The sequence below is a fragment of the Paenibacillus marinisediminis genome, from assembly GCF_054343325.1.
Genome location: NZ_JBTGUH010000001.1, coordinates 793,209 through 819,695, shown reverse-complemented (window position 1 = coordinate 819,695; position 26,487 = coordinate 793,209). Strand labels below are relative to the sequence as shown.

Genomic DNA, 26,487 nt, shown 5'->3' with positions numbered 1-26,487 from the left:
GTTTTTCCTTTAAGAAAATAAATAATATAAAATTTGTAATTTGAACCTTGTTTTGAGAGGGAAATATAGGAAAACATCGAATTGTTATATCGTGTGACATCATGTTTGAACTTCCATATGAATACAAAATCATTATGAAGGGGATGACATTTTGAGCAGAAGGATTATTGCAAGTGTTCTAAGCTTCTTGTTAGTCTTTTCTTTAATTCTTCCTACTGTCGGGGCAACTGAGAGTCAGTCTCTGCTAGCAGACACAGGGAAAAAGCTAGTTTCAAAGTTTGAGCGTGAAGCTACAGAAATTGATTTAACGGATCTGGCTCAGAACAAACAGCTTGTTAGAGGAAGCCAACAGGCTAAGTCGAACAAGTTGCACAAAGCTAATGGAATACTTGAGAAGGTTGATTCTTCAGCTTCTTCAACTATTCAACCGCAAAATTATGTGCCTCTTTCAGATAGTTCGGAACGGATCTCCGTAATCGTCGAACTTAAAGAGGAGCCTGTTAAGGTGTATGAAGCATCGCATCGGAAACAACTGTTCAATGATGCTGCTGAGCCACAACATGTGAAGGTTAAGGCAGAACAGCTTAGCTTCAAGAAACATGCCATGAAGACATTGGGTGTTAAGATCGACCGTGAATACTCCAATGTATTTAATGGGTTCTCCTTGGAGATTGAAGCTAATAAGGTCGAAAGCTTACTGAACATTCCTGGAGTGAAGGCAGTTTACCCGAACGACATAGTATATGCTACTAGTAATATTGAAGTATCACCGATGATGGTAAGAAGTGCTCCCCATATCGGTACACCAAAGATGTGGGATCTTGATATTGAAGGGGAGGGGATCAAAGTTGGAGTTCTTGACACAGGAATAGCCAATGATCATCCTGAACTCCACGACGCAATTCCTGCAGAAAAGTGGGGCTATGACTTTATTGACAATGACCCAATTCCTTATGAGACAACTCCAAAAGACTATCAGGATGCATTATTATTGAATCCCAAACTTCCTGAAGTTAATGATCGCGGTGATACATATTGGACTGAGCATGGAACACACGTTGCTGGTACAATAGGAGCTCGCGGAGTGGGCGTTTCTAACTTCGAACCTATTAAGGGTATTGCTCCTAAGTCTACAATCTACGCCTATAGAGTATTGGGGCCATATGGATCCGGTACTTCGACAAGTGTCCTTTCTGGCATCGAGCAAGCTGTAATAGATGGTATGGATGTTATCAACTTATCGTTAGGATCGCCTGGCAGTAATGAAAAGGCTGCGAATTCAGTTGCCATTAATAACGCTGTTAAAGCGGGAGTAATTGCCGTTGTATCAAGCGGCAATACAGGTCCAGATCCAGAAACAGTTGGTAATCCAGGCTCTGCAGAGCTAGCTATTACTGTGGGAGCTTCTAAGCCTCCTCTTCAGACACCGATTGTTATCGTGAAGGAACTGGATGATGCTGAATTCTATATGGACCTGTTTGATAAGTCTAAGGGTATTGAGACACTTACAGGATCCTATGAATTGGTAGATGTAGGATTAGGTAAGGTTGGAGATTATACTGATAAAAAGCTGGATGGAAAGATCGCATTCATTAAGCGCGGTGAATTATCTTTCGAGGATAAAGCGGTAAACGCAGCCAATTCGGGAGCAATTGCAGCGATAATCTATAACAATGTACCTCATCCGCTTGAGAGTGGCACGCTTGGTAATGGTGTTGATATCCCAGTATACGCCCTGTCTGGCGGATACGGAGATAAGATCAAAGAAGAGCTTGCTTTAAACCCGGTAAATGTTAGCTTTGGTTCAACCATCGAAGAAGATATTATGGGTTCTTTCAGCTCACGAGGACCATCCAAACCTTCCTTCTCTATCAAGCCTGATATTTCAGCTCCGGGAATGGGGATCGTGTCAAGTGTTCCAGAGTATATAGGTTGGTATACTTCAATGAACGGTACGAGTATGGCTGCTCCTCATATTGCAGGCGCTATGGCACTTCTGAAAGAAAAGTACAACACGCTCGATCAATATGAACTCAAAGCTCTACTTATGAACAATACCGTGAAGCTCAAGGATCGCAATAATGATCGATATACTCATATGGATCAGGGTGCAGGACGTATTGACTTCGAGAAAATTTTAAGTGCTAGAGCGATTGCTAAGGTTGAAGATACTACTGATTCATTAAAAAACAATGAAGTGTTAACGTATTATTCAGGCAGCGTATCATTCGGGTATGTTAGCTTAGGAGAAACTGCAGAAGCCAATATCGTTGTACAAGATATTATCAATCAAAATTCTCAATATGACATTGAACTTAAATGGTATGGTGACGCTCCTGGTGTATCTTCCATGAGTGCAAATACAGTTCAAGTTGCAGCTGGTGGGGAACAATCATTGACTCTAAACGTGGCAGTTGATGCGGATGCGGTAAAAACTCGCTATGAAGGCGAGATCGTATTAACTGAAGCGAGTGGTCATGTTATTCAGATTCCCGTTGCACTGTATGCAGGCGAATCTCCAGCTGTTGATGTTGTAAAGGATCTTAAATTAGAACCAAACATCTTCTCGCCAAATAAAGATGGTTTGAAAGATAATACTAAAATTTCCTTTACAATCACTGCTCCTACGAAGTATTTCTCATTAGATATATTTGATGCTAATGATGAATGGTTAGGGTCACTACTTGAAGTCACAAATGGAATTGCTCCTGGTAGTTATAGTTTGACGAAACCATGGAATGGATCAGGATTGCCTGATGGGGTCTATGTTATGGCAGCGTTTGTAGGCAATAATGCAGATGATGCCCAAAATGTAGCCTCATCTAATACAGCGTTCATCATTGATACAAATGCTCCTGAGATTGTATTAGACGAGCCTAATATCGTTGTAGACAGATCAAAATTAACTGGGACCATTTCTGGTCAAGTGACTTCTGATCTGCTCATCGACATACTGGTTGGCCCAGGTAGAGCAAGTATAAGTGATGTTGTACAAGTAGCTGCAGTATATTTCGATAATGAATGGCAGTGGGTAGACGCCATCATCGATGAGAATGGACATTTTACAATTGATGTACCTGTTACAGTTGGTGAAAATGAGTTTGAAATATATGCTATCGACTTAGCGCTAAACAATGTTTTTGAACCAGCTCAAATTGTTACGTATTACGAGTGGGCGAATATTGTCACCCCTATGGTACAATCCGGATCCATTTATGAGAAAGATGATATCAAGCTAGATGTAGCATTTGATGTAACGGATGCTGTTTATTCAGCTAAATTTGATTTGTTGTACGATGATGCTTTATCTAATGTCTTGATAGCTCCTAGCCCGGAACTGACCGTTCATCAATCTGTGTATGATCCGAACGTTCCACTTACGGTCTCTGACGCAGTATATAATGATGTCGAGGGCAAGATTAGACATGGATATTATATAAGCTTGCAAGGAGCAGATGGTTATGTGGGATCTGGCACATTAGCTACTTTCACTTTCCCAAGCGCTATGTATGGAAAGTATCCTTTTGAGATTCGCAATCTTGTTTTGATGGATGCGAACGGTAATCCGCTTGTTGACTTGTATATTAATCCTAGTGTCACGGTATCCGTAAACCATAGACCAGAGCTTCAAGTCAATCCACAAGCTGTAATATTGAATAGTGGAGACTCGAAACAACTGGCTGTAATGTACAAGGGATTAGATGGATTGACCACTGATGTATCAGAAACAGCTGAGTATCTTGTAGATGACTACAACATTGCCACTGTCGATAAGGGGCTGATACTAGGTAAGCAGGAAGGTCAAACTGTAGTAGAAGTCACATATGAAGGATTAACTCAATCTGTGGCAATCACGGTGAACAAGGCACCAATTGTGGAGAAAGGCGAATTGTCCGTAGATCCGCAAAGCTTAACATTGATTGAAAAGGAAACGAAGAAGCTGACTGCTACGTACAAGGATACAGACGGATCCTTGACGGATGTGTCCGCGCGAGCTGGATATGCTGTAAAGGACGAGGGGATTGCAACAGTAAGTGAATCCGGCGAAGTTACAGCAATAGCAGAAGGTCAAACCATAGTAGAAGTCACATATGAAGGATTAACTCAAACTGTAGCAATTACTGTGAACAAGGCACCAATTGTGGAGAAAGGCGAATTGTCAGTAGATCCGCAAAGCTTAACCTTGACTGTGGCAGAATCGAAAAAGCTGTCTGTAAAGTATAAGGGTACAGACGGATCGGTAACCGATGTAACTTATGATGCAGACTATCTTGTTGGCGATTACAATGTAGTATCTATCGATAAAGGTCTAGTCCAAGCCAAAAAACAAGGTAATACTGTTATAACGGTAACGTACGCAGACCTTGAAACATCAGTTAATGTAACAGTCAAACCAGTATACTACCCTGATAACTCGGTTGTCGTCCCACCTACTACATCTTCAGACAATGTCGTGAAGAAGGAGATCAAGGCGAATGAGCCAACAACGATTACCTTCAAGAATGGCTTAACAATTAACATCCCTGCTAACGCCATTACTTCAGAAGGCGCAGCATATGTTGAAGTGAGAATCGCTAAGGACATTGATACTGCTGAACTCATTAAGAGCTTGAAGCTTGGTTCTGAGATGAAGCCGTACGGAGTATACTTCGACATCTTGGTGTTGGATAAGAATGGAAAGGTTATTCCGAATCCTACGTTTAAAGCAGCAGTAGACGTTTCTATTCCGTTAGAGTCTTTGGCTGTAGGTAATCTTAACCCAGAGAAGCTAAGCCTCTTCAAGATTGAGGAAGACGGCAAGATAGGCCAACGCAATGGCCGCATCGTTGACGGCAAAGTAGTTGTTCAGCTTAAGAGCTTCAGCCGATACATGTTCATGGGTAAGGATATAAGCTTTGCAGATGTGACCAAAGTAAAATATCCTTGGGCTATAAATGAAATCGAAGTATTGGCAGCTAAAGATATCGTCAATGGCCGCAGCGCTACTCAATATGCACCTAGCCAGCAAGTGACTAGAGCAGAATTCGTTGCTTTATTGGTTCGTGCATTGGAACTGCAACCAGACAAGGCTAACAAAGTGACGTTTAGCGATGTGCAAGAAGGAAGCTGGTACTATGAAGCAGTTCAGACAGCTGTTGCTGCCGGCTTCATCAAGGGTTACTCCGATGAATCCTTTGCACCTAACAAAAATATTTCACGCGCTGAAATGGCAGTTATCCTGTCCAGAGTGTTGAAACATTTAGGTCAAACGAAGGAAACGAATAATGCTCTGTCCCAATTCACTGACAAGGACCTGATTCAAGCTTGGGCGAAAGAAGAAGCTGCTCACGTTGTAGGATTAGGTATTATGAAAGGTAAGGGAGCAGGGAAATTTGCTGCTCAAGACTTCACTACTCGTGCTGAAGCCGCAGTAGTGGTATACAGAGTGTTTAAAGATTTCGTTAAGTAATAATTGGGTAAGCAACAGAAAAGCTGCCGGCGCGAAAGAGCCAGGCAGCTTTTCTATATTTGATCTTGAGTTAGTCATCGGATTAGGGGATAATCTATTTATTACCATATATGGTATTCGGATGTAAGACAACAATGTGATAACCTGATGCCGATTCATGAATCTTATGGGGGGATGACGTTGAAACTAAAGCGCTTTATGACGGTTATAACGAAGCTCAAGATAAGTAGAGAAGAGAAAGTGCAGGCTGGTAAATTTACTCGCAATATATTGATATTTGGTCTTGGGCTGGTCCTATTGTTCGTCGTGTGGTTCGCTGTCGATTCCTCGCCCGACGTTAGTACTTCATCACTGAATAGGAGCAACGAGGTTGTTCAGTCAGAATCCGCAGAACAAACAATTGCTACCCATTCAGCTGACTTCGCTGACGCAGTAGTTGTCGGTGAAGCACAGAAGTCATTAAGAAGCCTTGGCGATCTGAAGAGTTATAAACCCCAATACATAGCTAACGGCAGCCAAGCATCCTATGATCTGAACTTGAAGATGGAGAAGCATGGACAATTCAACGTCAACGCTAAGATTAAGGTTTCGAATGTGTCAGCGGATAAGTGGGATAAGCTTGTGTTTTATATGATCCCGAACGTATTTACGGATGCTAAGTACTTAGGTGTATATCGCCATGACGCTAAATTTAAGATGATAGATGTGCGTGTAAATGGAAAGAGTAACCTCTATTCATTAGAAGGAGATACGCTGTCCATTCCGCTGAAGAAAGGCTTATCACCGAAGGGTCAAGCAGAAGTTGAAGTCATCTATGAATTTAAACCTTCAACGGAAGGGATTCGTTTGCTGAGAACAAGTACGGAATACCAGCTAACTCAATGGCATCCTATGCTCGCTACCTATGTGAATGGCTGGAACAAGCAACCGTATAAGTATATATCTGAAACCTATCATACGGATTTCAGTGATTATACTCTGCAATATGAACTGCCGGATGGTTATCAGATTATGACTTCCTCTGATGACGATTCGAATACAATCATTTCTTCAGGACGCCTTAAGGCAAAAGGCATTAAAGAATTTACGATTATGATAGCGATAGGCTCGATCTCTACCACGAAGCTAGTAGACGATACCGAGATTCGAATATGGGGAAAAGATTCCGATAAGCAGTTGATGGAGGACTTGTTGCCTGTTGCGGATCGAGCTTTGCGCTTCTTGAATGAGAAGATCGGTCCTTATCCTCACAAACAGCTTGATGTTGTGCTGGGCGATCATCACTCGATGGAGTATCCCGGAATTGTAACTGTCAACCGAGGATGGGGAGACCAGACCACGATTGCGTTAGTTCATGAGATTGCGCATCAGTGGTTCTACGGAATGGTGAGCAACGATCCCTATTACGATGGCTGGGTTGATGAAGGAATGACAGAGCTTGTTACTTCATTGTTCTTTAATGATTTTACGCGAGCCGAATTATTTACGAAGTCGAAGAGAGGGTATTCGAATACGCCTGTATTAGAAATACAATCTACTGATATAGGATTTAAGTATTATGGACAGCCGGCAGCGAAGCTGAAGAAATTATTTGACAGATACGGCATTGATGGCATGTCCTTTGCAAAAACCTACTTCGATTACTATAAATATAAGCAGGTGGATACGAAAGAGTTTGTTCGATTTATCAAGAGCTACTTCGGTATGAAAGATGACTCCTACTTCAAGGACTGGATTCAATTCTAGACATTGCCGCAGCATCGGTTCACTTTTATGCTTCGCCTTTAGCTTCGAGTGTTGTAATCATCGTATCAATCGAATATGCTTCTTTTACAGCCGGGAACTATCGATAACTCTTGTAGGATGAAGAAATGACCGATAAGGAGCGATAATCGCATGGCCAATAAGGCAGGACAATGGGAGCTCATACTGCTTTCCTCGCTAGCCAAAGTATTTCCAGATGAAGAACTACAGGACAAAGCTCATGAACAAGGCAGCACCTTGCTGAATGAAGCCTATTCATTTCAACTTGCTTATAAGGCGCCATATGCATTGAAGGACTTGAGGGTGAATGTGGCGACCGATCTTGAAGCCTCATTCTCATCGTATGCCGTCGGAGTAGTGCCATCGGAGTATCCCATACACGCTGGTCATGATGACAATCTATTGCGGACAACTCCAGGTCTATACCCAGATCCGCTCTATACGGAGCAAGAAGGCGGTTCATTTCTGGCGCTGCCGAATCAATGGAGATCGATCTGGATCACGGTGAAGACGGATAAACGAACAGAGCCTGGCAAGCATGAGCTTAAGGTGCAATTAATTTCTGAATCACAGGGATTAATTGGCGAGAAGATATTCTCGCTTGAGGTCATCGCTGCCGCGCTCCCGGAACAGACAATTATCCATACCGAATGGCTCCACACCGATTGTATCGCGACGTACTATCAAGTGCCTGTGTTTAGCGAGGCTTATTGGACACTTGTGCAGGCATATATTGAAACTGCGGTAGAGCATGGAATGAATATGATTCTAACGCCGTTATTTACCCCTCCGCTGGACACGGAGGTCAGGGGAGAACGACCGACAGTTCAACTGATCGAAGTCGAAGTGTCTGCTCCTGGACAGTATAGCTTCTCGTTTGATGAGCTGGATCGCTGGGTCGATGTATGCCTAGCAGCCGGCGTGAAATATATTGAGTTTTCTCACCTATTCACACAATGGGGTGCGAAGCATGCTCCTAAGATAGTAGGCTGGAAAGAGGGGGAGTTGGAGCGGTTGTTTGGCTGGGATACCGACACGACAGGGGAGGAATACGCCCATTTTCTAAAACAGTTCCTGCCAGAACTGCGGGCTTGGATTGAGGCAAAGGGCATCGTGGATCACTGCTACTTCCACGTCTCGGATGAGCCGATCCTGGAGCATATATCGTTCTACGAGCATGCAAAACGATTGCTGCAGGAAGGCTTGGGGGAAGATATTCTGATTATCGATGCATTGTCAGACTATGACTTCTATGAGCGAGGCTTAGTTCCTACGCCGATACCGTCTAGCGATCATATCGAGCCGTTCCTGACGCACGATGTGAAGCCATTATGGACGTATTACTGCACGGGACAGTATCTCGATGTATCCAATCGCTTCTATTGCATGCCGTCGGCTCGAGCGCGAATACTAGGCTTGCAGATGTACAAATATGAGCTGCAAGGCTTTCTTCATTGGGGATACAACTTCTGGTTTTCTCAATACTCCCGCAGACCGATTGATCCATATCGTACAACGGATGCGGATCGCGCATTTCCTTCAGGAGATCCATATCTCGTGTACCCGGGCAAGGAAGGGCCTGTTGGCTCGATGCGCTTAGCATTAATGCGCGAAGTGATGCAGGATATTCGCGCGATGCAGCTTCTCGAAGGGTTGATTGGCCGCGATGCAGTGCTTGAGCTGATCGAAGCGGGCGCTGAGCAGCCAATCACGTTCAAGCAGTATCCGCATGAGGCGGCGTGGCTGCTGCAGCGGCGAGAGGCTATTAATAGCGCAATCAAGCACATACTAATTTCATAACGGAAATGAAAAAGGGGCTTGCTGCTAGCAAGCCCCTTTTGCGTCTTATTCGTTAATTGTGATCTTTACAGGCGAATATTCAGCGGTTACGGTTTGACCATGCACGGATACACTGCCTTCCGGCGTTAAATCTTTCTCCGTCATAATACCAAGCGCAACTGTGAACTTGTTGAACTTGATCGGCACGTTCTTCTCGCGGCGCACTTCCTCGCCGTTTACGTAGAACACGATCTCATCGTTCTCGCGGTTATACGTAATGCGGTAGTTGTTGAATTCGCCAGCCTTGAAGTTCGTATCTTCTTTAAAGATGCAGAAGTATCTCGTCTTATTGGTTTCCGGAACTTGCACACCTGGGAATGGCAACACTGCATACACGCTCGCATATTTATCTCGGCCAGCGAAGAAATCGAGCGCGCCGCCTGTCGAGAAATCGAGCAGGTTCAGCGATACATAGCCATCGTACAGGTCGTTCGGAACCGTGTTCTGTGTTCTTGCGCGAATATCAAGCTCGAAGCTGATCTCGCCCTGCTCCGGCACTTGAATGTCCTCGACAGAGTAGTACATATGCTTCGCGTTATCCAGAATCTGAACCTGATGGTTCTGACGGCTGAGCGGAGCGCGTACATAGAGGATTCCGTTGCGTACAATAACGGTCGCATTCGGCTCGCGATATTCCCAGAATGAGCCGTCTGGAAGCTTGAAGCCGCCCATCTTCCACACATGCCCTTCATTCAGGATGGTATCAAAGTCGCCTAATATGATCTGTTTTTCCATAGTCTATAACTCCTTCTACGTTGTGATATGACAATGAATTAGCTTATTGAATAAGACCTTGTATGATAAGTGAAAGCATCATGATCGCTCCACAGCGTATCGTAGCTTGAAGTGACGATTTCATCAATGGCAGGAAGGCGTGAGCTTGTCCGCTCGTACGAACTCTGCCATAGGTTTGATAGAGTGGTATTACTGTGATAACTGCGATGAGTGCGTACAACGGCAGAATACCGAGAACAACACACAGGACTAAACTGCCGTACGCGAGGAAGAGCAGAAGCTTCGAGAACTTGAGCGCTCGTTCTTCGCCCCATACGACGACCAGCGTATTCTTGCCTGATTGCTTATCCGCCTGCCAATGCAGGAAGTGATGATTGAATAGAATAAGCGTAGTCAAGAGACCAATCGGCAACGACAGCAATATAGCCCGGTAGTCAAAATGGCTCGTCTGCACGTAGTAGGAACCCGCGATAGGGAGTACCCCGAATGAAAGTAGAATGGCAATCTCGCTGTAGCCCTTGCCCCGATAACCGAAGCGAAGCGGCGGTCCAACGTAGAAATAAGCAATTAATCCGCCCAATAAGCCAAGCACAAACGCCCACCATCCACTGATGATACTTAAAATAATGGCGCACAACATACCAAATCCGAACAGTGCCCACGTAATAATAGCGAAGGTGCGCTCACTCATCGTGCCGTTTGCGAGAAACCCTGAATTCGTAGATATGGTTCCAGCCGTTTCTTTAGCTGCTATATCCACACCGCTGCGATAATCCCATAGATCATTGATCATGTTGGAAAATAGATGCGCGGCCGCCGAACCCAGCAAGGTGATCAATAGCAGAAGGGGATGAAATACGCCCTCCCATACATAAGCGCCTAATGCTCCCAGAATGACAGGGATGAGCATGATCGGGACAACCTGTACCCGCGACGCTTTCATAAATAGCTGCAATTTGTTCATGCGGATGTTCCCTCCACAATACTGGAAAATGAATCTCTAAACACTTCACTCCCAACCAAAAGTATGGGCTGGGAGTGGAGTTTTAACATAGCTATGAATTAATAAGCTAAGGCAAATAGCGCCTTAATATGGGACAAATAACGAATATTACTTGCTTCCTTCATCATGGTAGCAGGCATACCTTTAAGCGAAATATTGTTCGCGCCAATAGTAGCTACAGCATCTTTGCGGCCGAGGCTGGCAAGCGTACCGGAGTTGATAGGACTGAACGCTTCCATATTCTTATGTTCAAGGTACGCGTACAGATTGTAGCCGATCAACTCACCCATCTGCCATGCGATCTGAGCCGTTGGCGGATAAGGACGGCCGTCTGGAGCGAAGAATACGGCGCTGTCGCCAGCCACGAATACGTCAGGATGGGACACGGATTGAAGGTGCTCATTCACGGATGCGCGTCCGCGGTTCATTTCAAGACCCGATTCGCCAACGAGCGGGTTGCCTTGAACGCCGCCAGTCCATACGAAGGTATTCGTTACGACTTGTGAACCGTCCTTCAAGTCAACGACGTTTCCTGCAACATTCGTAACCGCAACGCCCGTCAAAAACTTCACGCCGCGGGCTTCAAGACTCTCTGTTGCGCGAGCAATCAGATGTTCTGGGAGCACAGGCAGAATCTTAGGCCCTGCCTCTACGAGAATCAGCTTGATCTCAGCGGGATCGATGCCGTAGGTCTTAGCCCACGCAGGCATCTTGTCTGCAATTTCACCGACGAGCTCGACACCTGTCAAGCCACCGCCGCCGATTAAGATGGTTGCATCAGCTTCATTTTTCGACTTCGCATAAGTTTGAAGACGGTCTTGGATATGCTGATGGATCTTGTTCGCATCGTCTGCCGACTTCAGCACCATGCTGTTTTCTTCAAGGCCTGGAATGTTGAAGTATGCAGTCTTGCTTCCTAATGCAACTACTAAAGCGTCATAGTTCATGAAAGAACCGTCCGACAATTTCACTTGCTTCTCATTAACATTGAATGACTCTACCGTAGCGATGCGCAAATGGATATCTTGGCCTTTGAACAGCTTCTCTAACGGCATAGCAACAGCTTTCTCCGCAACGCTGCCTGCTGCCAGGCGATGCAATTCCGTAATAATCTGATGCGTCGGGTATTGATTGATGACCGTTACTTGCGCTTCGGCCTTGCTGTAATATTTACGAACATTCAATGCAGCTAGAAGTCCGCCATAGCCTGCACCTAAGATGACAATATGTTTAGACATAGTTTATCCTCCGTCCTTACTTATTCCATGAATATGGAACTATTTTTGATTAGCTCGTTCACTTGAGATTTGAAGATAAGCGTTAGCGAAACGGAACATCTTCTGCGTTTGTGGATCCTTCATCATTTTTAATAGACCAAAGAGACCGATCGCTTCTTGACTTGCTTCAGCGCGATCCTTCGCTTCTATAGCTGTCGCCGCGATATTCTTAACCGTATCTGTAACAGGGCCTGCAAGCTCCTTAATCGCGCCGACCGTGTCATTCTTTAAGATATCGTCAGTTGCTACAGCTTGTACGAAATCATATGACTTTGTCAGTACATTGACCAGCTCGGTCAGCTTAGGCAGCTGCTCTACCAATACAGTTAGTGATTCCTGAACTTCCGGCTTCATCAGCTGATCCAGAATATCAAGTTTATCTTGATTAGCGGATACCGGCAGCACTTCATGTTCAGCGTTGATTTGTGTGTTTGTTTCTGACATATCCAGTTCTCCTTTACAGTTAGCATTTCTGCTTGATTCTAGGGGGCAGATTAACTTCTGCCTTCATACAAGTTCATAACTTGAAATAGAGCTTAGTGAATATCATCCTCAATTAATAACAATTATCACTTAATAAAACTAATTATAAAATACATATTGAAATAATTACAGAGGGGAAAGTTAACTTTTGAACATAAAATGTTGAAAAATTGTGAATTTTGTAACAGCGCTGTAGGAAATAGGTGTGAATCAAGCATTTACGAGATGAATTACTATATAATGAAATATAACCACATGAACATTAGCGAGGATGATAACAATGGAAAAAGTAAGCTCTGAACAACAGTATCAGACCCAAATTGCGCAGGAAGGCTACACCATTTTGAAATTCACTACGACATGGTGCCCGGATTGTAAAAATCTTGATCGCTTTATTGGCGATATTACCGCCGAGCATGCTGATAAGACGTGGCTCGAGATCGATGCTGAGCAGTACCAGCATATTGCGGAAGCGAATGAGGTTAGAGGTATACCGAGTCTAATTATCTATAAGAACGGTCAGAAGGTTGGACATCTGCACAGCAAGTTCACAAAGACACCTAATCAGATTAGAGAATTTCTAGGTACGCTATCATAAATTGAATTTCATCCGGAATGCGGGGGTTATGCGTGAGTAAGGCTTCAATGAAAACGGCAGCAGCTATTGGCTGCCTCGTTCTGATCTGGGGATTGAGCTGGCCCATATACAAGGTAGCTTTGGATTATACTCCTCCTATTCTATTTGCAGGGATGCGATCGCTGTTTGGAGGGCTGCTGTTGTCTTTATTTTTGATACCGCATTGGGATAAGCTGAAATGGCGTGAGAATTGGTTTCGGTACGTTATTTCCGCCCTGTTCAACGCTGTATTGTTTTATGGACTTCAAAGTATTGGATTACTATACTTACCGGGCGGATTGTTCTCGGTCATCGTATACTTTCAGCCAGTGTTGATCGGTTTATTTGCCTGGATGTGGCTGGGGGAAAGGATGTCGGTCATTAAGCTTGCAGGCCTCATTGTCGGCTTTCTTGGCATAATGACGGTCAGCTCTAATGGAATAACAGGCGAGATATCGTTCATCGGCGTAATCTTGGCGCTATTGACAGCTTTAAGCTGGGCGTTGGGTGTTATCTATGTGAAAAAAGAGAGCGCAAAGGTAGATCCGATGTGGATGGTAGCTTTTCAATTTTTGATAGGCGGGGCTATATTGACGGGAATTGGCACCGGTGCTGAGAGTTGGTCCGATATCGTATGGAACAGTTCTTACTTGCTCGGCTTAGGCTTTGGTGCGACGCTAGGTATTCCTATTGCGTTTGTTATCTATTATAAGCTTGTCAGCACGGGCGAAGCGAGTAAGGTCGCATCGTTTACGTTTCTCGTACCCCTTATTGCGGTGTTAACGAGCACGATCTTCTTGGATGAGCCGTTCACGTATACGCTTCTACTCGGTTTGATCCTGATCATCATTAGCATCTATTTCGTGAACTACTCGGGGAAGAGGAAGGATGTTAAGCTGCAAGAAGAGCTCGGTTATAATGCTTAACGACAGAAGCTATTGAAGCTGTCGTGTTGAATGGATAAGGGCTGTTCCCTAAGGTCTGAGTGACCTAGGGAACAGCCCTTTGCTATGTTCAAGAAGGAGGAGCTTACAGCTTTACCCAAGCGGTAAGTCCGTCCGGTTGATCCGGGTTGATGCCTTGGCGCTTGGCGCTGGCAAGAGCAACGATCTGCGGGATGAACATGAATGGAATTCCTTGTGCCGCGATATCAAGCTCGCTCTCAGCGATAACAGCAAGGTCAACGACTTCCGCAGGAACGACGCTGGAGCGATCGCCAAAGGCGATAACCAATGCTCCGCGGGCTTTAATATCCTGCATCAGCTTATGCTGATATTCAGTGCCTTCGCTTGTGAGGACCGCGATGACAAGCGTGTTCGGGCCGATCGTTACCATCGGTCCGTGGCGTACATCGAGCAGATGGTAGGCGTGCGCTTGCACCTTCGCAATCTCTGTTAATGCGATGGCTCCTTCGGCAGCGAGTCCTTGGAGCTCGCCGTCTGCGAGCAGAACGGCATGCGACCAGTCCGTATCGGCTGCCTGTGCGAGAGCGGTTTCCACACGCTCCATATACGTTTCTCCTTGACGAATAGCGGTTCCAATATCCGCAATTAAACGTTCATCGTTGCCGATAAAGGCAGCAATCATCAGGTTAGCGGTGTAGAGGTTGGTTACCGTGCGTGTTTGACAGACGCTGTGATCGAATGCCCATGGCAACTCAAGCGAGAAGTCCGCTTTCTTCGATAGCGGTGAATCTGATACGCAGGACAATGCCAGCACAGGAATCGACTGCTCCTGCTTTAGCGCATCTACAGCTTGGACAACCTCGCTCGTGCTGCCAGAGCGAGAAGGTGCGATGAGCAGGGTATTATTCAGCATCGCGCCATATTGCTTGTAGTTAAGCATAAGATCGCCGCCTGCAAGCGCAGCGGCTGGCATGCCTGCTCGCTTGCGAACAGAGAATGCCGCTGCTTCACTTAAGGTGTAACTGGAGCCGCAGCCTGTAAAGGTAACGGAAGTAATAGACAGGGACTTGAAAAAGGCTTGTAGCTCATCCCGCTTGGACATCATGTAGTCGTAAGTTTGTTGTAAAGCGCTGTACTGCTGTTTCGTTTCAGTATACGTTAAAGACTTCATTGGAGGCCTCCTCATATAGGAAAATGATAATTACATAGCTTGCAATCATTATAATGAAATAATACATCATAAAAATGATTGAATCAATCATTTTAAAGGAATTCGTAAGGATTGTTGTAACTTCACCGAGCACTCCACTATACATCCAAATAAATACATATAAGTAAGTTTGTATTGCGTAACAGATGTGTAACCCATAAAATCGAGATGAATGCATGTTCCAACATTTGGATAGATCTATCCAAATCACAGGAAGCGAGGTATGGGGATGAGCAAATCGTGGTTTAACAGGCTGCTGCTTTCTTATATGCCTATCTTTATAGTCGTCATATCGTTTACCTTCTTCGTAAGCTTTCAATTGATAAGTGAACAGGGCCGCACAGAAGCGATGAAAGCCAATAAGCAGCTTTCCCTGCAGGCCATGAGACTAATGGATACCTCGCTCAAGGCAATTGATAATATGGTGCTGCAGGAGATTATTAATAACCGAGATCTGCACGATTTTTTCGCGCAAACGGAACAGAAAGAGGCCTATGTCGATATCCGTGCGGTTAAGAAGATGAATGATATGATCAGCTACTATCCTATTATTGATTCCATCTATCTTGTCCGTCTTTCAGACAGCTATGTTCTAAGCAATGCAACAAGAGATTATATCAGCACTTATCCGGATAAGGTATTCATTGAACAATCCAAGGACTCTACTTCTGTAAAATGGACAAATCTAAGGACCTTTGTGCAATTTCCGATGGTAGGCGGGAAACAGGTTGTGAGCCTAGTCAGAGGTGCTCCCTTCATGGTGAATAATGAAGGGATGATTGTCGTGAACGTAGCCGCAGACAGCTTGCGGCGAATGACTACCGATATGCACGATCCGAACTACAGCTTTATTCAAGTTCGGGATAAATCAGGGCAAGCGATGTTTAGCCATGATATCCATATAGAAGAATCCAGCCTGACTACGGACTATACCTCTGGATATACCGAATGGCAGTTTGAGAGCGGATTTGTGCGAGGCGGAATGATGAATATCGTGTCCATGCTGTATAATGTATGGTCGATCATCGGTTTGACGATGGTTGTGTTAGGCTTGATCTGGATAGTGTTTATTACTAGGCGCAATTCACGACCGGTAGAGCAGATGGCAGCCCGGTTCAGCAGCTATATGCTGCCGCTAGCTAGCGGTACGAAGCGAGGACGAATGGATGAATTTGCATTTATCGAATCGGCTATCGATAACGTCATGGAGCAAGCGCGGCAGTTCCAGCAGCAGTATCGAGAGGATCTGCATCTGCGAACGCGACATCTATTTCATCAATTAATCGAAGATGGAACTACGCTTACGAGTGAACAATGGGAGCAGGAAGCGATACGTTTACAGCTTCCTGAGCCTACAAGCCGGATTTCGATATTTATCGTCGAGATCGATAAGTATGGGGAATTCTGCAATCAATTTTCACGTAAGGATCAGCATTTATTTAAATTTGCATTACACAGCCTCATTCAAGATATTGCGTCTAGGTCAGAAGTGAAGCAATGGTCGGAATGGATTTCAGCTTCGCAATTGAGCACACTGGTGTTTATTCGCGATGAGGATGTCATGTTTGACTCCCAATCGCTGCTGCACATGGCGGACAGTGTACGGGCGTGGACGGAGCAGAATTTAAAATTCACCGTTACGATAGGAATTGGCGAGCCAGCTCATCAGCTATCAGACATCGCGCGCTCATACAGGAGTGCGCAGGAAGTGCTCAATTATAAGATGGTGCTAGGCGATAACCGTATTATAATTCGCGAGGATATATCCAGACAAGGGCAGGCGGAAGTATACTCGCATCTTGTAGCTATTCGCTCGATTGTACAGTCGTTCCGAATGCAGGAGGAAGGCTGGAAGGAGAAGTATGATGCGCTCTTTACTCAATTTAAGCAAGGCTTGCTGACGAAGGATGAGATTATAAGCATCATGAATTATTTCATCTATCATCTGGATCGTGAAGCAGCGCATCTGCCCTCAGAGGTGAAGGAGATCTGGCAGCACTCAGGCATGGAACAGTTGAGTGTGATCATTGACACCTTTCATTCCTTAGATCAGATGCAACATGACATCGCGGAAGTACTTGATGAACTTGCTTTGGCTCTAGAGGCTGACCAGAGCAAGCTGCAGCATGCGGCAATGATTCGGAATATGCGCAGTTTTATTGAACACAATTTCAATAGTCCGAACATGTCATTAGAGTGGCTAAGCGATGAATTCAATATTAATGCCAAATATGTGAGCCGATTATTTAAGGAGCATACCGGTCAGAAATTCGTAGATTTTCTGATCGAGATTCGGCTTCAGGAAGCTAAGCGTCTGTTGAGGGAGACCCAGATTCCGGTTCAGACTATCGCTGAACAGGTAGGGTACACGAGTGCCATTTCGTTCGGCCGCGTCTTTAAGAAGGTGACAGGTTATTCACCTGGAGAATATCGCATGGACGAAGCGCGACGACTGAACAGTTGAAAATGGTTTATTCTAAGAAAGCTGTATATGATACCTTAATATTGCTCGTAACTAGCAGTGCTGATTGAGTCCAGCACTGCTTTTTTATGCTCCATTCCCTCAATACGAAAATAGTTCATCCGTTAATTATTGTTTCTTGTCGGTAGTGTGCTGGCGGCTATAGACTTACATCAAGATACCGCTGACAAGTAGGGCCCATCGAAGAAAGGAGAGTCAGCCATGTCTAAGCAAGCGAATGCAGCAGGTGCACACAGGTTACCGACGGATTCCTCGGTAAAGAGGTCGGCAAGGAAGTCTGCATGGATCCGAATGAGACGGCACTGGCAATTGTATCTGGTCATCTCCCTGCCTCTCGTTTACTTGATCGTTTTCAAGTACATTCCTATGGGTGGAATCGTAATCGCTTTCAAAGATTACAATGTCATCCAAGGGATATGGTCAAGTCCATGGGTTGGCATGAAGTACTTCAATCAATTTTTCGCTTCACCTAACTTCTGGCTGTATATCAAGAACACGCTGGGGATTAGTGTATATGGATTGCTGGTAGGATTTCCAGCACCTATACTGTTAGCGCTTGCCCTCAATGAGATCCGAAACGGCTTGTTCAAGAAGAGCGTGCAGATGGTATCCTATGCGCCTTATTTCATCTCAACCGTAATTATGGTGTCGATCATCATCGTGAATCTCACTCCGAATGTAGGCATTATCAGTAAGCTGTTTCAATTTTTCGGTATGGAAAATACAAACTTCATGGGCATGCCGAGTCTGTTCAAATCAATCTATGTGTGGTCAGACGTCTGGCAGCATACGGGTTACGGCGCAATCATATATATTGCTGCACTTGCTGGAGTCAATCCAGAACTGTACGAGGCTGCCAAGGTCGACGGGGCATCACGTTTACAGAAGATCATTAACGTCGACATTCCAACCCTCATACCGGTGTCCGTCATCTTGTTGATCTTGAACCTGGGAAACATCATGAAACTGGGCTTTGAGAAAATATATCTGATGCAGAATCCCCTCAATTTAAGCACCTCAGAAGTCATCTCTACTTACGTATACAAGGTTGGCCTGCTAGGCTCTAGCTTCAGCTTTTCAGCAGCCATCGGCTTTTTCAACTCTGTTGTTAATCTCATCTTGCTCGTATCTGTGAACTACATTGCTCGTAAACTGTCCAGCACGAGCTTGTGGTAAGTCCATACCATCTTATAGGTGAAAGGGGTCCCTTATGGCAAGATCATCTACCATTCAGGAATCTCCGGCGGATCGAATCCTCGTCACGCTGATCTATATTTTCTTGACGATTATTTTGATCATCATTTTGCTCCCATTGCTGTATATCGTTAGTTCATCGCTTAGCTCGCCGCAGGCAGTGGTTTCGGGTAAAGTATGGATCTTTCCAATCGATATGACATTTGCAGGCTACAAAGCCGTATTCCAGAATCCTCAGATTGGTACAGGCTATGCGAATTCGCTCTTCTATACTGCGGTCGGAACGATGCTTAATGTTGTACTGACTGTGATGCTGGCTTACCCGTTGTCGCGAAAGACATTTTACGGACGCCATGTGGTTATGGTATTGCTGGTCATTACGATGCTCTTTGATGGCGGATTAATTCCTTTTTACTTAGTTGTGAAAAATTTGCATCTGCTGGATACCCGCTGGGCTATGATCCTTCCAGGTGCGATGGCTGTATTTCAGGTCATTATTGCGCGGACATTTTTCCAAACGACGATTCCTGATGAGCTGGCAGAAGCAGCAGAACTGGATGGATGCGGTGATATTCGCTTCATGACGAGTGTCGTGCTGCCTTTATCGAAGCCGATATTAGCTGTAATGACCTTGATGTATGCGGTAGGGCATTGGAATGCTTATTTTGATGCGCTGATCTTTTTACGATCACAGAATCTGTTTCCGCTGCAGATTGTGCTGCGAAACATCTTAATTATGAATACGGTTGACGCTACGATGCTGGCGAATGCAGATCAGGTGCTTGCACAGCAGGGGCTTAAAGATCTGCTGAAATATTCATTGATTGTCGTGGCCAGCGCGCCAGTGCTGATCATTTATCCGTTTGTACAGAAGCATTTTGTTAAGGGAGTTATGATCGGATCCTTGAAAGGCTGATGAGATCGATTATAGGTTGGAGGTGGGAATGGGTACCACACTAAGGCAACATGTATGAATTAGTTGTGAAGCTTAGAGCAATGATCTAATGTTGAGAGGAGTCGTCAGAATGGGGAAGAAATGGAGTAGAACATTTGCAGGGATACTTGGTATCGTATTATGCAGTGTGCTCGTCCTAACGGCATGCAATCCTGATGTAGCGAAGGAGCCGCCTGTTGTAAGTCAGAAAGATGGAGACAAGGTTAAGACTGAGGTCAAGGAAGAGCTATTCACTCCAGTCGGATCGTACCCAATCGTGAATAAACAGATGACAATCAAGATGTTTGCGCCACAGCTTTCGACTATTGAAAATATGGAGACGAACACCTATACCAAGTTTTTGGAAGAGAAGACAAACATCAAGATCGAATGGGATCTCGTTCCGGGAAATGCGTTAAATGACCGAAAACAGCTTATGCTGGCAAGCGGGGATTATCCTGAAGTAATCCTGCAGGGAGGTCTAACGAAGGAAGAACAGATGAAGTATGGCAAACAGGGGGTATTTATCCCGTTAAATGATCTGATTGATCAGTATGCCCCGAATATCAAGAAGGCGATTGAGGACATCTCTTACCTCAAGCAATCGATCACAGCGCCGGATGGCAACATCTATGCTCTGCCTCAAGTGAATGAATGCTTCCATTGTGATAATGCCTTGAAGTTGTGGATCAATAAGGCATGGCTGGATAAGCTGAACCTTCCGATACCAACAACAACAGAAGAGTTCTATCAGGTTCTCAAGGCATTTAAAGAGAAAGATCCGAACGGCAATAACAAGCAGGATGAGATACCGCTGACTGGTTCAGACGAGATGTGGGTAGGCAACATCTCTGCATTCTTGATGAACTCCTTTATAGTGGATGATTATACGGAGAAGAATGCGGGAACATTCCTTATGGTGAGGGATGGCAAGGTCGATCTGGTGGCGAACAAGGAAGAGTGGAAGCAAGGACTGCTCTATCTTAACAAATTATACGCTGAAGGCTTGATCGATCCTGCGGCATTCACTCAGAATGCTGATGCCATTCAGCAGTTAGCTAACCGCGAGCCGGACAATGTGATGGGTGCTCTTACGTCAGCGTTAATAAGCTATGCATACGATATGTCGGATAAGCAGCCGCGTCATAAAGATTATGTGACGATTGCGCCGCTAAAAGGTCCAAACGGCGTTCAGCAGTCGCTTAACTTTGCAGGGATCGGAAGTTCGCAATTTGCGATCACGAACAAGGCAACGAAGGAGCAGCAGATTGCCGCTATTCGCTTAGCTGATTATTTGTTCACCGAGGAAGCGATTGTACTTCAGGAAAACGGTCCGGAAGGAAAGGGTTGGAAGAAGGCGGAGCCAGGCGAAAAGGACATTAACGGCCAACAGGCTAAATATGCGTTTATACAGCAAGAGAAGAAACCGACTCATAATGATGGCTGGGAGCAGATTGGTCCTTCTCTCCGCACGTATGCTTATCGCGATTCATGGGTTGCGCCTCAAGATCCGTTAGCAGAAGGCGGTTATGGCACCCGTCTGCAAATGGAGTCGAAGAAATACGTGCCTTATCATTCAAAGGAAAAGTATCCTAACAGTATATTTATTGCTCTTGAAGATGCAGAGATTGCAGCACAGCTAAAAACGACGATCATTGATTATGTGAAGTCGAATATGGCGCAATTTATTACTGGCTCCAAAGATATTGAGAAAGAGTGGGACGCTTATGTAAAGGGCTTTGATGGTCTACAAACCGATAAGTATATTGAGATCTATCAAAAAGCTCTGACAATAAAATGATCGTAATTCGAGCTATGCAACGGTAAGCTCAATCTATTCTGCCCGGGGTCGTAAAAATGACATAGCTGTCTAGCTTCAAGAAACAGCGATGCCAATCCACGACCTCGGGCTTGATCGTTGTATTATTGTTCCAACAGTGAACTGATGTAAATAAACTTTACAATCGACTATAATAATGTTATATTAATCGAGTAGTCACTTTTTTGATATTTAAACGTGCGGTAGTGGTGGAATGGCAGACACGCTATCTTGAGGGGGTAGTGGGCGTACGCTCGTGGAGGTTCGAGTCCTCTCTACCGCACCATAAACTTATCAATCAGAACTCTTGCGCAGCAAGAGTTTTTTTGCGTGTTCATCGATAATTGCGCCAGCAGATTTATCGTAAATAGTAACCCAATATAATAGTAGGGAAAAATAAACAGTTATGAACTACATATGTCTGAGAAGGCGTTTGACCATTATCCCCTGAAGTCAGGTATGAACTCAAGGCCTGCGAGCTAGTATTCAGCAGAATAAGTACTCTGTCTCGGGAGAAGAAGGAGTATGTCTGAGAAGGCATTTGACCATTATCCCCTGAAGTCAGGTATGAACTCAAGGCCTGTGAACTAGTATTTAGCAGAATAAGTAGTCAGTTTCGGGAGAAGAAGTAGTATGTCTGAGAAAGCATTTGACCATTATCCCATTGTCTCAGAAGCAATATATGCAGTGTTCACTATACATTCATAGTTTCAAATCCTGTAATTGTAAGAAAGGTGACGGCGAAAAAACGTTAACCTGGTACATAAGACTGCCTGCCTGTAAGGTTAACATGATCAACTATTAACGAATGATTGCGCATTAGCGTGCGAACCAACAATTAATAGATCATATTTGATTCGGGTTACGGTAATTACGCTGCTAAATATTGAGAGGAAATCGTGTTTTGTCTTAATAATGAACGATAGCGATTGGACATGGATGAGCGGATTAAGAGTTCCCATGCAGAATAATGCTCCGATCTTGCATTGGAGCGAAAGCAGAATTCATCCAAATAGCGTTGCAAATACTTGATCCCAATTCCGTGAAATGTATCAATCATCCAACTACGAGCTTGTTTAAAAGCTCTCTTCAGTGTATGAAATTTCTGTGCTCGGTATAGATGTGAAATAATCGAGATACTAGACGCCTCTGTACAAGTATGCAGATCAATGAAATGGCTGCAAGCAATAGGGTGTAGATTTCTACCATAAAGGTGTTGTCGATTGACGGTCTTTATCTTGAGGCGAATGATTTGATCGTTTGAGCTAATGGTCGCAGCAACAATAAGCGGATGCTCGTATGGAAGAAGCTCCAGCGTTGAACGAAAGAGAGGCTTGCAGTGATATTCTACAATTCCTTGAACGTTATGTTCTAATGGAGAATCCACGTCTATAGCACTGATAACAGATCGGATCTTATGAAGAATAGACCAAGCTGTTTTATAAGTAACTTGGATAATTGAGCGCAGCTTGATGGCGTTGATATTAACATTGTGCTGAGAAACTAGCCATATGGCAGTGATCCATTTCTGCAATGGGGTGCGGCTATTCTCCATAATAGTGTCAGCCGTGAGTGATGTTTGATGATGGCATGCACTGCATTCATACAGCGGGAGCCGCCTGGTATTAATGACATAAGCGTGCGAATGTTGGCAACGGGGGCATTCAAATCCATGCGGCCATTTCAAATTATATAAGTAGGAAACACAAACTTGTTCGTCCGAAAAATGAAGAGATAGCTCCTCAAGTGTATTCCACGAGTTCCAGTTCTCCATAAATAGAACCTCCCAAACATCAGAAGATGGATGAATGTCCCTGCTTTATAGTTAAATTATACCAAACAAATGTTCTCTTATCAACCATTTTTATGTTATTTTTGCATTGCAGCATTTGCGGATGGCTATATTCGAAGTAATCAGACGTGCTGAATCCTGAGCGAAAGGGAGAATGGTCAAATGATCTTGGTATGGACATACCAATGGGTGAATGCAGTGCGAAGCTGGTATGGAGAGTGTGAGTGCATGCAGACTGAGCGAAAGGGAGAATGGTCAAAAGAGCATGGAAGAGACATGCCAATGGGTGAATGCAGAGCAAAGTTGGTAAGAAGAGTGTGAGGTGCATGCTGTCTGAGCGAAAGGGAGAATGGTCAAAAGAGCTTGGAAGAGACATGCCAATAGTTGAATGTAGAGCGAAGCTGGTATGAAGAGCGTGAGGTGCATGCTGTCTGAGCGAAAGGGAGAATGGTCAAAAATGACAAGAGGCTTGTCCCCTTAACCAGTTGAGCTGATTATGAGGCAAGCCTCTTTATCTATAGGCAGTTATTCCAGCTAAATTAAATTTCATCCGGTGAGATCCACTCTTTGGACCATTTCTCGATTTCAATTAATAAAGGCTTTAATGATAATCCCTTATCGGTAAGTGAATACTCAATTCTAACGGGAGTTTCCGGATATACATCACGCTTAACGATTCCTTTTAGTTCAAGTTCCTTCAGTCGTTCAGACAATACTTTGCCGCTAATAGTTATTGCAGCTTCGATCTCACTGAAGCGTTGAGGACCGCTGTTAAGCAACTGATAGACGATAAGTGCTGTCCAGCGCTGACTGATGATGCCAACCGCTTTCTCAAAACGGGGACATAGCTGTGATTGATTCATGTTCCTCACCTCTTTGTTCTTATTATATATTGAACTAATAAAAAGTAAAGCCATAAACATTTTATAGTAAGTGTCTTGACAAACAAAATATACGATCTTATACTAACTTACATAAAGTAATTAGCTTTTGTTAAGTACACGAGGAGAAGAGGTGCTAAGGTGGGATTCCATTCACATCCGAATTTATATATTCGGGATATAACACTGCAGGTTAGTCAGCTTGAGAAGTCGATTGCATTTTATGTTGATTTATTAGGATTTAAGGTTTTGAAGCGGGAGGAAAGCAGAGTCGTTCTAACAGCCGATGGCATAACGCCGCTTATCATCCTTGAGCAGCCGCAAGGCGTGAAACCGAAGCAGCCAAGAACGTCTGGATTATACCACTTTGCTATATTGCTGCCGACACGAGCAGATCTAGGAAAGTTCCTTGAACACTTGGCAGAGAAGCAGATAGGAATCGGTGCAGCGGATCACACTGTGAGTGAAGCACTTTATTTTTCTGATCCTGATGACAATGGCATTGAAGTATATATCGATCGTCCATCCGAGACTTGGACCTGGAATAATAATCAGGTGTTGATGACAACTGATCCGTTGAACGCACATGGGGTACTGGCTGCTGGAAATGGTGAGAAGTGGACAGGAATGCCAGCCGGTACTTTAATGGGGCATATTCACTTACATGTTTCTAATCTGCAGGAGGCGAAAGAATTTTATACTGAGATGCTTGGTTATGAAGTTGTATGCGAATACGGCTCACAAGCACTGTTCCTCTCTTCCGGCAAATACCATCACCACATTGGTTTGAATACCTGGAATGGAGAAGGGGCTCCTGCACCGGATGCGCGAAGTGCAGGAATGAAGGAATATTCGATTGCGATTCCATCTGAGTCCTATAAGCAACGAGTAATTCAATCATTGGTGGTAAAGAATATTAATTTCGAAGAAGTGGATGGAGTGCTGTATACGAGTGACCCATCTCATAATCGGATTGCTCTTCATATAACTCAATCTTAATGGTTAATTAACTTAGCCCCTCCTGATCAACATCAGTGAGGGGCTTGTGGTTTTAACTTTCGTTTGCAATAATTTTTTGATGAACTTCAGGATCACATACGACGTAAAGTCTAGCATCATGTGGAATGATTTCATTCAGCTTGCAGTTAATCGTCATATCATTACGATCTGATATGAGTGTAGCACCTTGCAACAGCAAATGATGAAATGCATCTTGATAAGTCTTCCATTCACTCTTTTTAGGAACATAATAAATATTAGATCCATTCCGCTTACTTAACAGTTGAGTGATAATGTCGATGTTCCCTTCACGAAGCGCTGAGCGAGCGGCAAGACGCGACACAGCATTATAGGAAAGAATGAACTCATTCACTTGGATGTGAAGAAAGGTTTTTATATGTTTCTCCTGCATAATTTCAACTGTGGTATGCACCTCAGGAGCTATGCTCTCAATACCGGAAGCGATTAATAATGACTTGCCATCCATAAGAGAGGGGTCGTCAATTCGGGCGTCAGCAAACAAAATGGCCGACCTTGCTTTATCGATGTTAGCTTTGAGGAGCGTGCTTTCTGAGGTTGGATCTCCGCTTACAAATTGTACATTTGAGTGCATGTATGGATGCTTGTCGGAGTCATCGATGATGACAATTTCGATCTTGGGATCATTTTCCAACAGTTCTTCAACGGCATACTGGGCCTTTTTACTCCAATTAATAATGACAATGTGATTCTTGCCTAGGTACTGCAATCTGCCTGACTCCCTTCGCTTATGAAATTTGTTTAATCCATCGATGATCTTTCCGATAATCAAGCTCAACAGACCGATGCCGAATATATAGATGAAAATGGTTAGCGCCATTCCTGCTGTGGTATGAGGAGAATAGTCGCCATAGCCGACTGTAGCCATCGTGGTTAGAACCCAGTAGAGTGCGGTAAACCAGGTTCCATATGTTTCAGGCTCCAGCAAATATGCAGCTGAAGCGCTTATGAAAAGGAATAGCAGTGTGAATATAGCCAGCGCCCAGTTTTCAATCTTTAGCATCTGAATAGATAGACGGCGTAAGAAATAAATCAAAGTAATAGTTACCTCCTAATGTCAGTATGC

General features: G+C 44.3%; 18 protein-coding genes and 1 tRNA gene. 11 read left to right on the top strand and 8 right to left on the bottom strand.

Annotated elements, in window-relative coordinates:
• The first annotated feature begins 151 nt into the window (after positions 1-151).
• The 3 genes from ACXX53_RS03675 to ACXX53_RS03665 all read left to right on the top strand — a co-directional run bounded on the left by ACXX53_RS03675 (position 152) and on the right by ACXX53_RS03665 (position 9,013).
• Complete coding sequence (locus tag ACXX53_RS03675; RefSeq protein WP_458567235.1) at positions 152-5,449, top strand: S8 family serine peptidase; 5,298 nt, start codon at positions 152-154, stop codon at positions 5,447-5,449.
• A gap of 180 nt (positions 5,450-5,629) precedes the next feature.
• Positions 5,630-7,195, top strand: coding sequence for a M1 family metallopeptidase (locus tag ACXX53_RS03670; RefSeq protein WP_458567234.1), 1,566 nt, complete (start codon positions 5,630-5,632; stop codon positions 7,193-7,195).
• A gap of 150 nt (positions 7,196-7,345) precedes the next feature.
• The gene (locus tag ACXX53_RS03665) at positions 7,346-9,013 is read left to right on the top strand and encodes a DUF4091 domain-containing protein (RefSeq protein ID WP_458567233.1); all 1,668 of its coding nucleotides are present in this window, start codon (positions 7,346-7,348) and stop codon (positions 9,011-9,013) included.
• Between the two features lie 45 nt (positions 9,014-9,058).
• On the opposite strand, the gene ACXX53_RS03660 is transcribed toward ACXX53_RS03665, so the two are convergent.
• From ACXX53_RS03660 to ACXX53_RS03645, 4 genes are all read right to left on the bottom strand, one after another.
• A complete protein-coding gene (locus tag ACXX53_RS03660; protein WP_458567232.1) occupies positions 9,059-9,787 on the bottom strand; it encodes a DUF6081 family protein in 729 nt (242 codons plus the stop codon).
• Positions 9,788-9,830: 43 nt separating this feature from the next.
• Complete coding sequence (locus ACXX53_RS03655) at positions 9,831-10,751, bottom strand: UbiA family prenyltransferase (RefSeq protein ID WP_458567231.1); 921 nt, start codon at positions 10,749-10,751, stop codon at positions 9,831-9,833.
• Between the two features lie 98 nt (positions 10,752-10,849).
• Complete coding sequence (locus ACXX53_RS03650; RefSeq protein ID WP_458567230.1) at positions 10,850-12,028, bottom strand: NAD(P)/FAD-dependent oxidoreductase; 1,179 nt, start codon at positions 12,026-12,028, stop codon at positions 10,850-10,852.
• 39 nt (positions 12,029-12,067) lie between these two features.
• On the bottom strand, positions 12,068-12,511 hold the full coding sequence (locus ACXX53_RS03645; RefSeq protein WP_458567229.1) for a DUF1641 domain-containing protein: 444 nt from the start codon (positions 12,509-12,511) through the stop codon (positions 12,068-12,070).
• 319 nt (positions 12,512-12,830) lie between these two features.
• On the opposite strand from ACXX53_RS03645, the gene ACXX53_RS03640 reads away from it, so the two are divergent.
• Both ACXX53_RS03640 and ACXX53_RS03635 read left to right on the top strand, forming a co-directional pair.
• A complete protein-coding gene (locus ACXX53_RS03640) occupies positions 12,831-13,148 on the top strand; it encodes a thioredoxin family protein (RefSeq protein ID WP_458567228.1) in 318 nt (105 codons plus the stop codon).
• 32 nt (positions 13,149-13,180) lie between these two features.
• On the top strand, positions 13,181-14,092 hold the full coding sequence (locus ACXX53_RS03635) for a DMT family transporter (RefSeq protein WP_458567227.1): 912 nt from the start codon (positions 13,181-13,183) through the stop codon (positions 14,090-14,092).
• Positions 14,093-14,195: 103 nt separating this feature from the next.
• Here ACXX53_RS03635 and ACXX53_RS03630 read toward each other — a convergent pair whose 3' ends face one another.
• Complete coding sequence (locus ACXX53_RS03630) at positions 14,196-15,242, bottom strand: SIS domain-containing protein (RefSeq protein WP_458567226.1); 1,047 nt, start codon at positions 15,240-15,242, stop codon at positions 14,196-14,198.
• 268 nt (positions 15,243-15,510) lie between these two features.
• Between ACXX53_RS03630 and ACXX53_RS03625 the strand changes: the two genes are divergently transcribed.
• From ACXX53_RS03625 to ACXX53_RS03605, 5 genes are all read left to right on the top strand, one after another.
• Positions 15,511-17,745 carry a helix-turn-helix domain-containing protein gene (locus tag ACXX53_RS03625; RefSeq protein ID WP_458567225.1) on the top strand — a complete coding sequence of 745 codons (2,235 nt, stop codon included), beginning with the start codon at positions 15,511-15,513 and terminating at the stop codon, positions 17,743-17,745.
• A gap of 309 nt (positions 17,746-18,054) precedes the next feature.
• A complete protein-coding gene (locus ACXX53_RS03620) occupies positions 18,055-18,939 on the top strand; it encodes an ABC transporter permease (protein ID WP_458567670.1) in 885 nt (294 codons plus the stop codon).
• Between the two features lie 34 nt (positions 18,940-18,973).
• Complete coding sequence (locus tag ACXX53_RS03615; RefSeq protein ID WP_458567224.1) at positions 18,974-19,873, top strand: carbohydrate ABC transporter permease; 900 nt, start codon at positions 18,974-18,976, stop codon at positions 19,871-19,873.
• A gap of 109 nt (positions 19,874-19,982) precedes the next feature.
• Positions 19,983-21,692, top strand: a complete 1,710-nt coding sequence (locus ACXX53_RS03610; protein WP_458567223.1) for an ABC transporter substrate-binding protein — start codon at positions 19,983-19,985, stop codon at positions 21,690-21,692.
• A 218-nt stretch (positions 21,693-21,910) separates the two neighbouring features.
• Positions 21,911-21,996: transfer RNA gene (locus ACXX53_RS03605), tRNA-Leu, on the top strand.
• A gap of 585 nt (positions 21,997-22,581) precedes the next feature.
• On the opposite strand, the gene ACXX53_RS03600 is transcribed toward ACXX53_RS03605, so the two are convergent.
• Together ACXX53_RS03600 and ACXX53_RS03595 are read right to left on the bottom strand one after the other, a co-directional pair.
• Positions 22,582-23,484, bottom strand: a complete 903-nt coding sequence (locus ACXX53_RS03600) for a transposase (protein ID WP_458567222.1) — start codon at positions 23,482-23,484, stop codon at positions 22,582-22,584.
• A gap of 557 nt (positions 23,485-24,041) precedes the next feature.
• Positions 24,042-24,365, bottom strand: coding sequence for a winged helix-turn-helix transcriptional regulator (locus ACXX53_RS03595; protein WP_458567221.1), 324 nt, complete (start codon positions 24,363-24,365; stop codon positions 24,042-24,044).
• A 159-nt stretch (positions 24,366-24,524) separates the two neighbouring features.
• Between ACXX53_RS03595 and ACXX53_RS03590 the strand changes: the two genes are divergently transcribed.
• Positions 24,525-25,382: a VOC family protein gene (locus tag ACXX53_RS03590; protein ID WP_458567220.1), complete on the top strand. Its 858-nt coding sequence runs from the start codon at positions 24,525-24,527 to the stop codon at positions 25,380-25,382.
• Positions 25,383-25,434: 52 nt separating this feature from the next.
• On the opposite strand, the gene ACXX53_RS03585 is transcribed toward ACXX53_RS03590, so the two are convergent.
• On the bottom strand, positions 25,435-26,457 hold the full coding sequence (locus tag ACXX53_RS03585) for a potassium channel family protein (protein ID WP_458567219.1): 1,023 nt from the start codon (positions 26,455-26,457) through the stop codon (positions 25,435-25,437).
• Positions 26,458-26,487 lie beyond the last annotated feature (30 nt).

Excerpts from the sequence above, each read along its gene's own strand:
- ACXX53_RS03610 (WP_458567223.1), top strand. The coding sequence starts at position 19,983 with ATGGGGAAGAAATGGAGTAGAACATTTGCAGGGATACTTGGTATCGTA.
- ACXX53_RS03660 (WP_458567232.1), bottom strand. The coding sequence starts at position 9,787 with ATGGAAAAACAGATCATATTAGGCGACTTTGATACCATCCTGAATGAA.
- ACXX53_RS03650 (WP_458567230.1), bottom strand. The coding sequence starts at position 12,028 with ATGTCTAAACATATTGTCATCTTAGGTGCAGGCTATGGCGGACTTCTA.
- ACXX53_RS03630 (WP_458567226.1), bottom strand. The coding sequence starts at position 15,242 with ATGAAGTCTTTAACGTATACTGAAACGAAACAGCAGTACAGCGCTTTA.
- ACXX53_RS03625 (WP_458567225.1), top strand. The coding sequence starts at position 15,511 with ATGAGCAAATCGTGGTTTAACAGGCTGCTGCTTTCTTATATGCCTATC.
- ACXX53_RS03615 (WP_458567224.1), top strand. The coding sequence starts at position 18,974 with ATGGCAAGATCATCTACCATTCAGGAATCTCCGGCGGATCGAATCCTC.
- ACXX53_RS03595 (WP_458567221.1), bottom strand. The coding sequence starts at position 24,365 with ATGAATCAATCACAGCTATGTCCCCGTTTTGAGAAAGCGGTTGGCATC.
- ACXX53_RS03600 (WP_458567222.1), bottom strand. The coding sequence starts at position 23,484 with ATGGAGAACTGGAACTCGTGGAATACACTTGAGGAGCTATCTCTTCAT.
- ACXX53_RS03620 (WP_458567670.1), top strand. The coding sequence starts at position 18,055 with ATGAGACGGCACTGGCAATTGTATCTGGTCATCTCCCTGCCTCTCGTT.
- ACXX53_RS03640 (WP_458567228.1), top strand. The coding sequence starts at position 12,831 with ATGGAAAAAGTAAGCTCTGAACAACAGTATCAGACCCAAATTGCGCAG.
- ACXX53_RS03655 (WP_458567231.1), bottom strand. The coding sequence starts at position 10,751 with ATGAACAAATTGCAGCTATTTATGAAAGCGTCGCGGGTACAGGTTGTC.
- ACXX53_RS03665 (WP_458567233.1), top strand. The coding sequence starts at position 7,346 with ATGGCCAATAAGGCAGGACAATGGGAGCTCATACTGCTTTCCTCGCTA.
- ACXX53_RS03645 (WP_458567229.1), bottom strand. The coding sequence starts at position 12,511 with ATGTCAGAAACAAACACACAAATCAACGCTGAACATGAAGTGCTGCCG.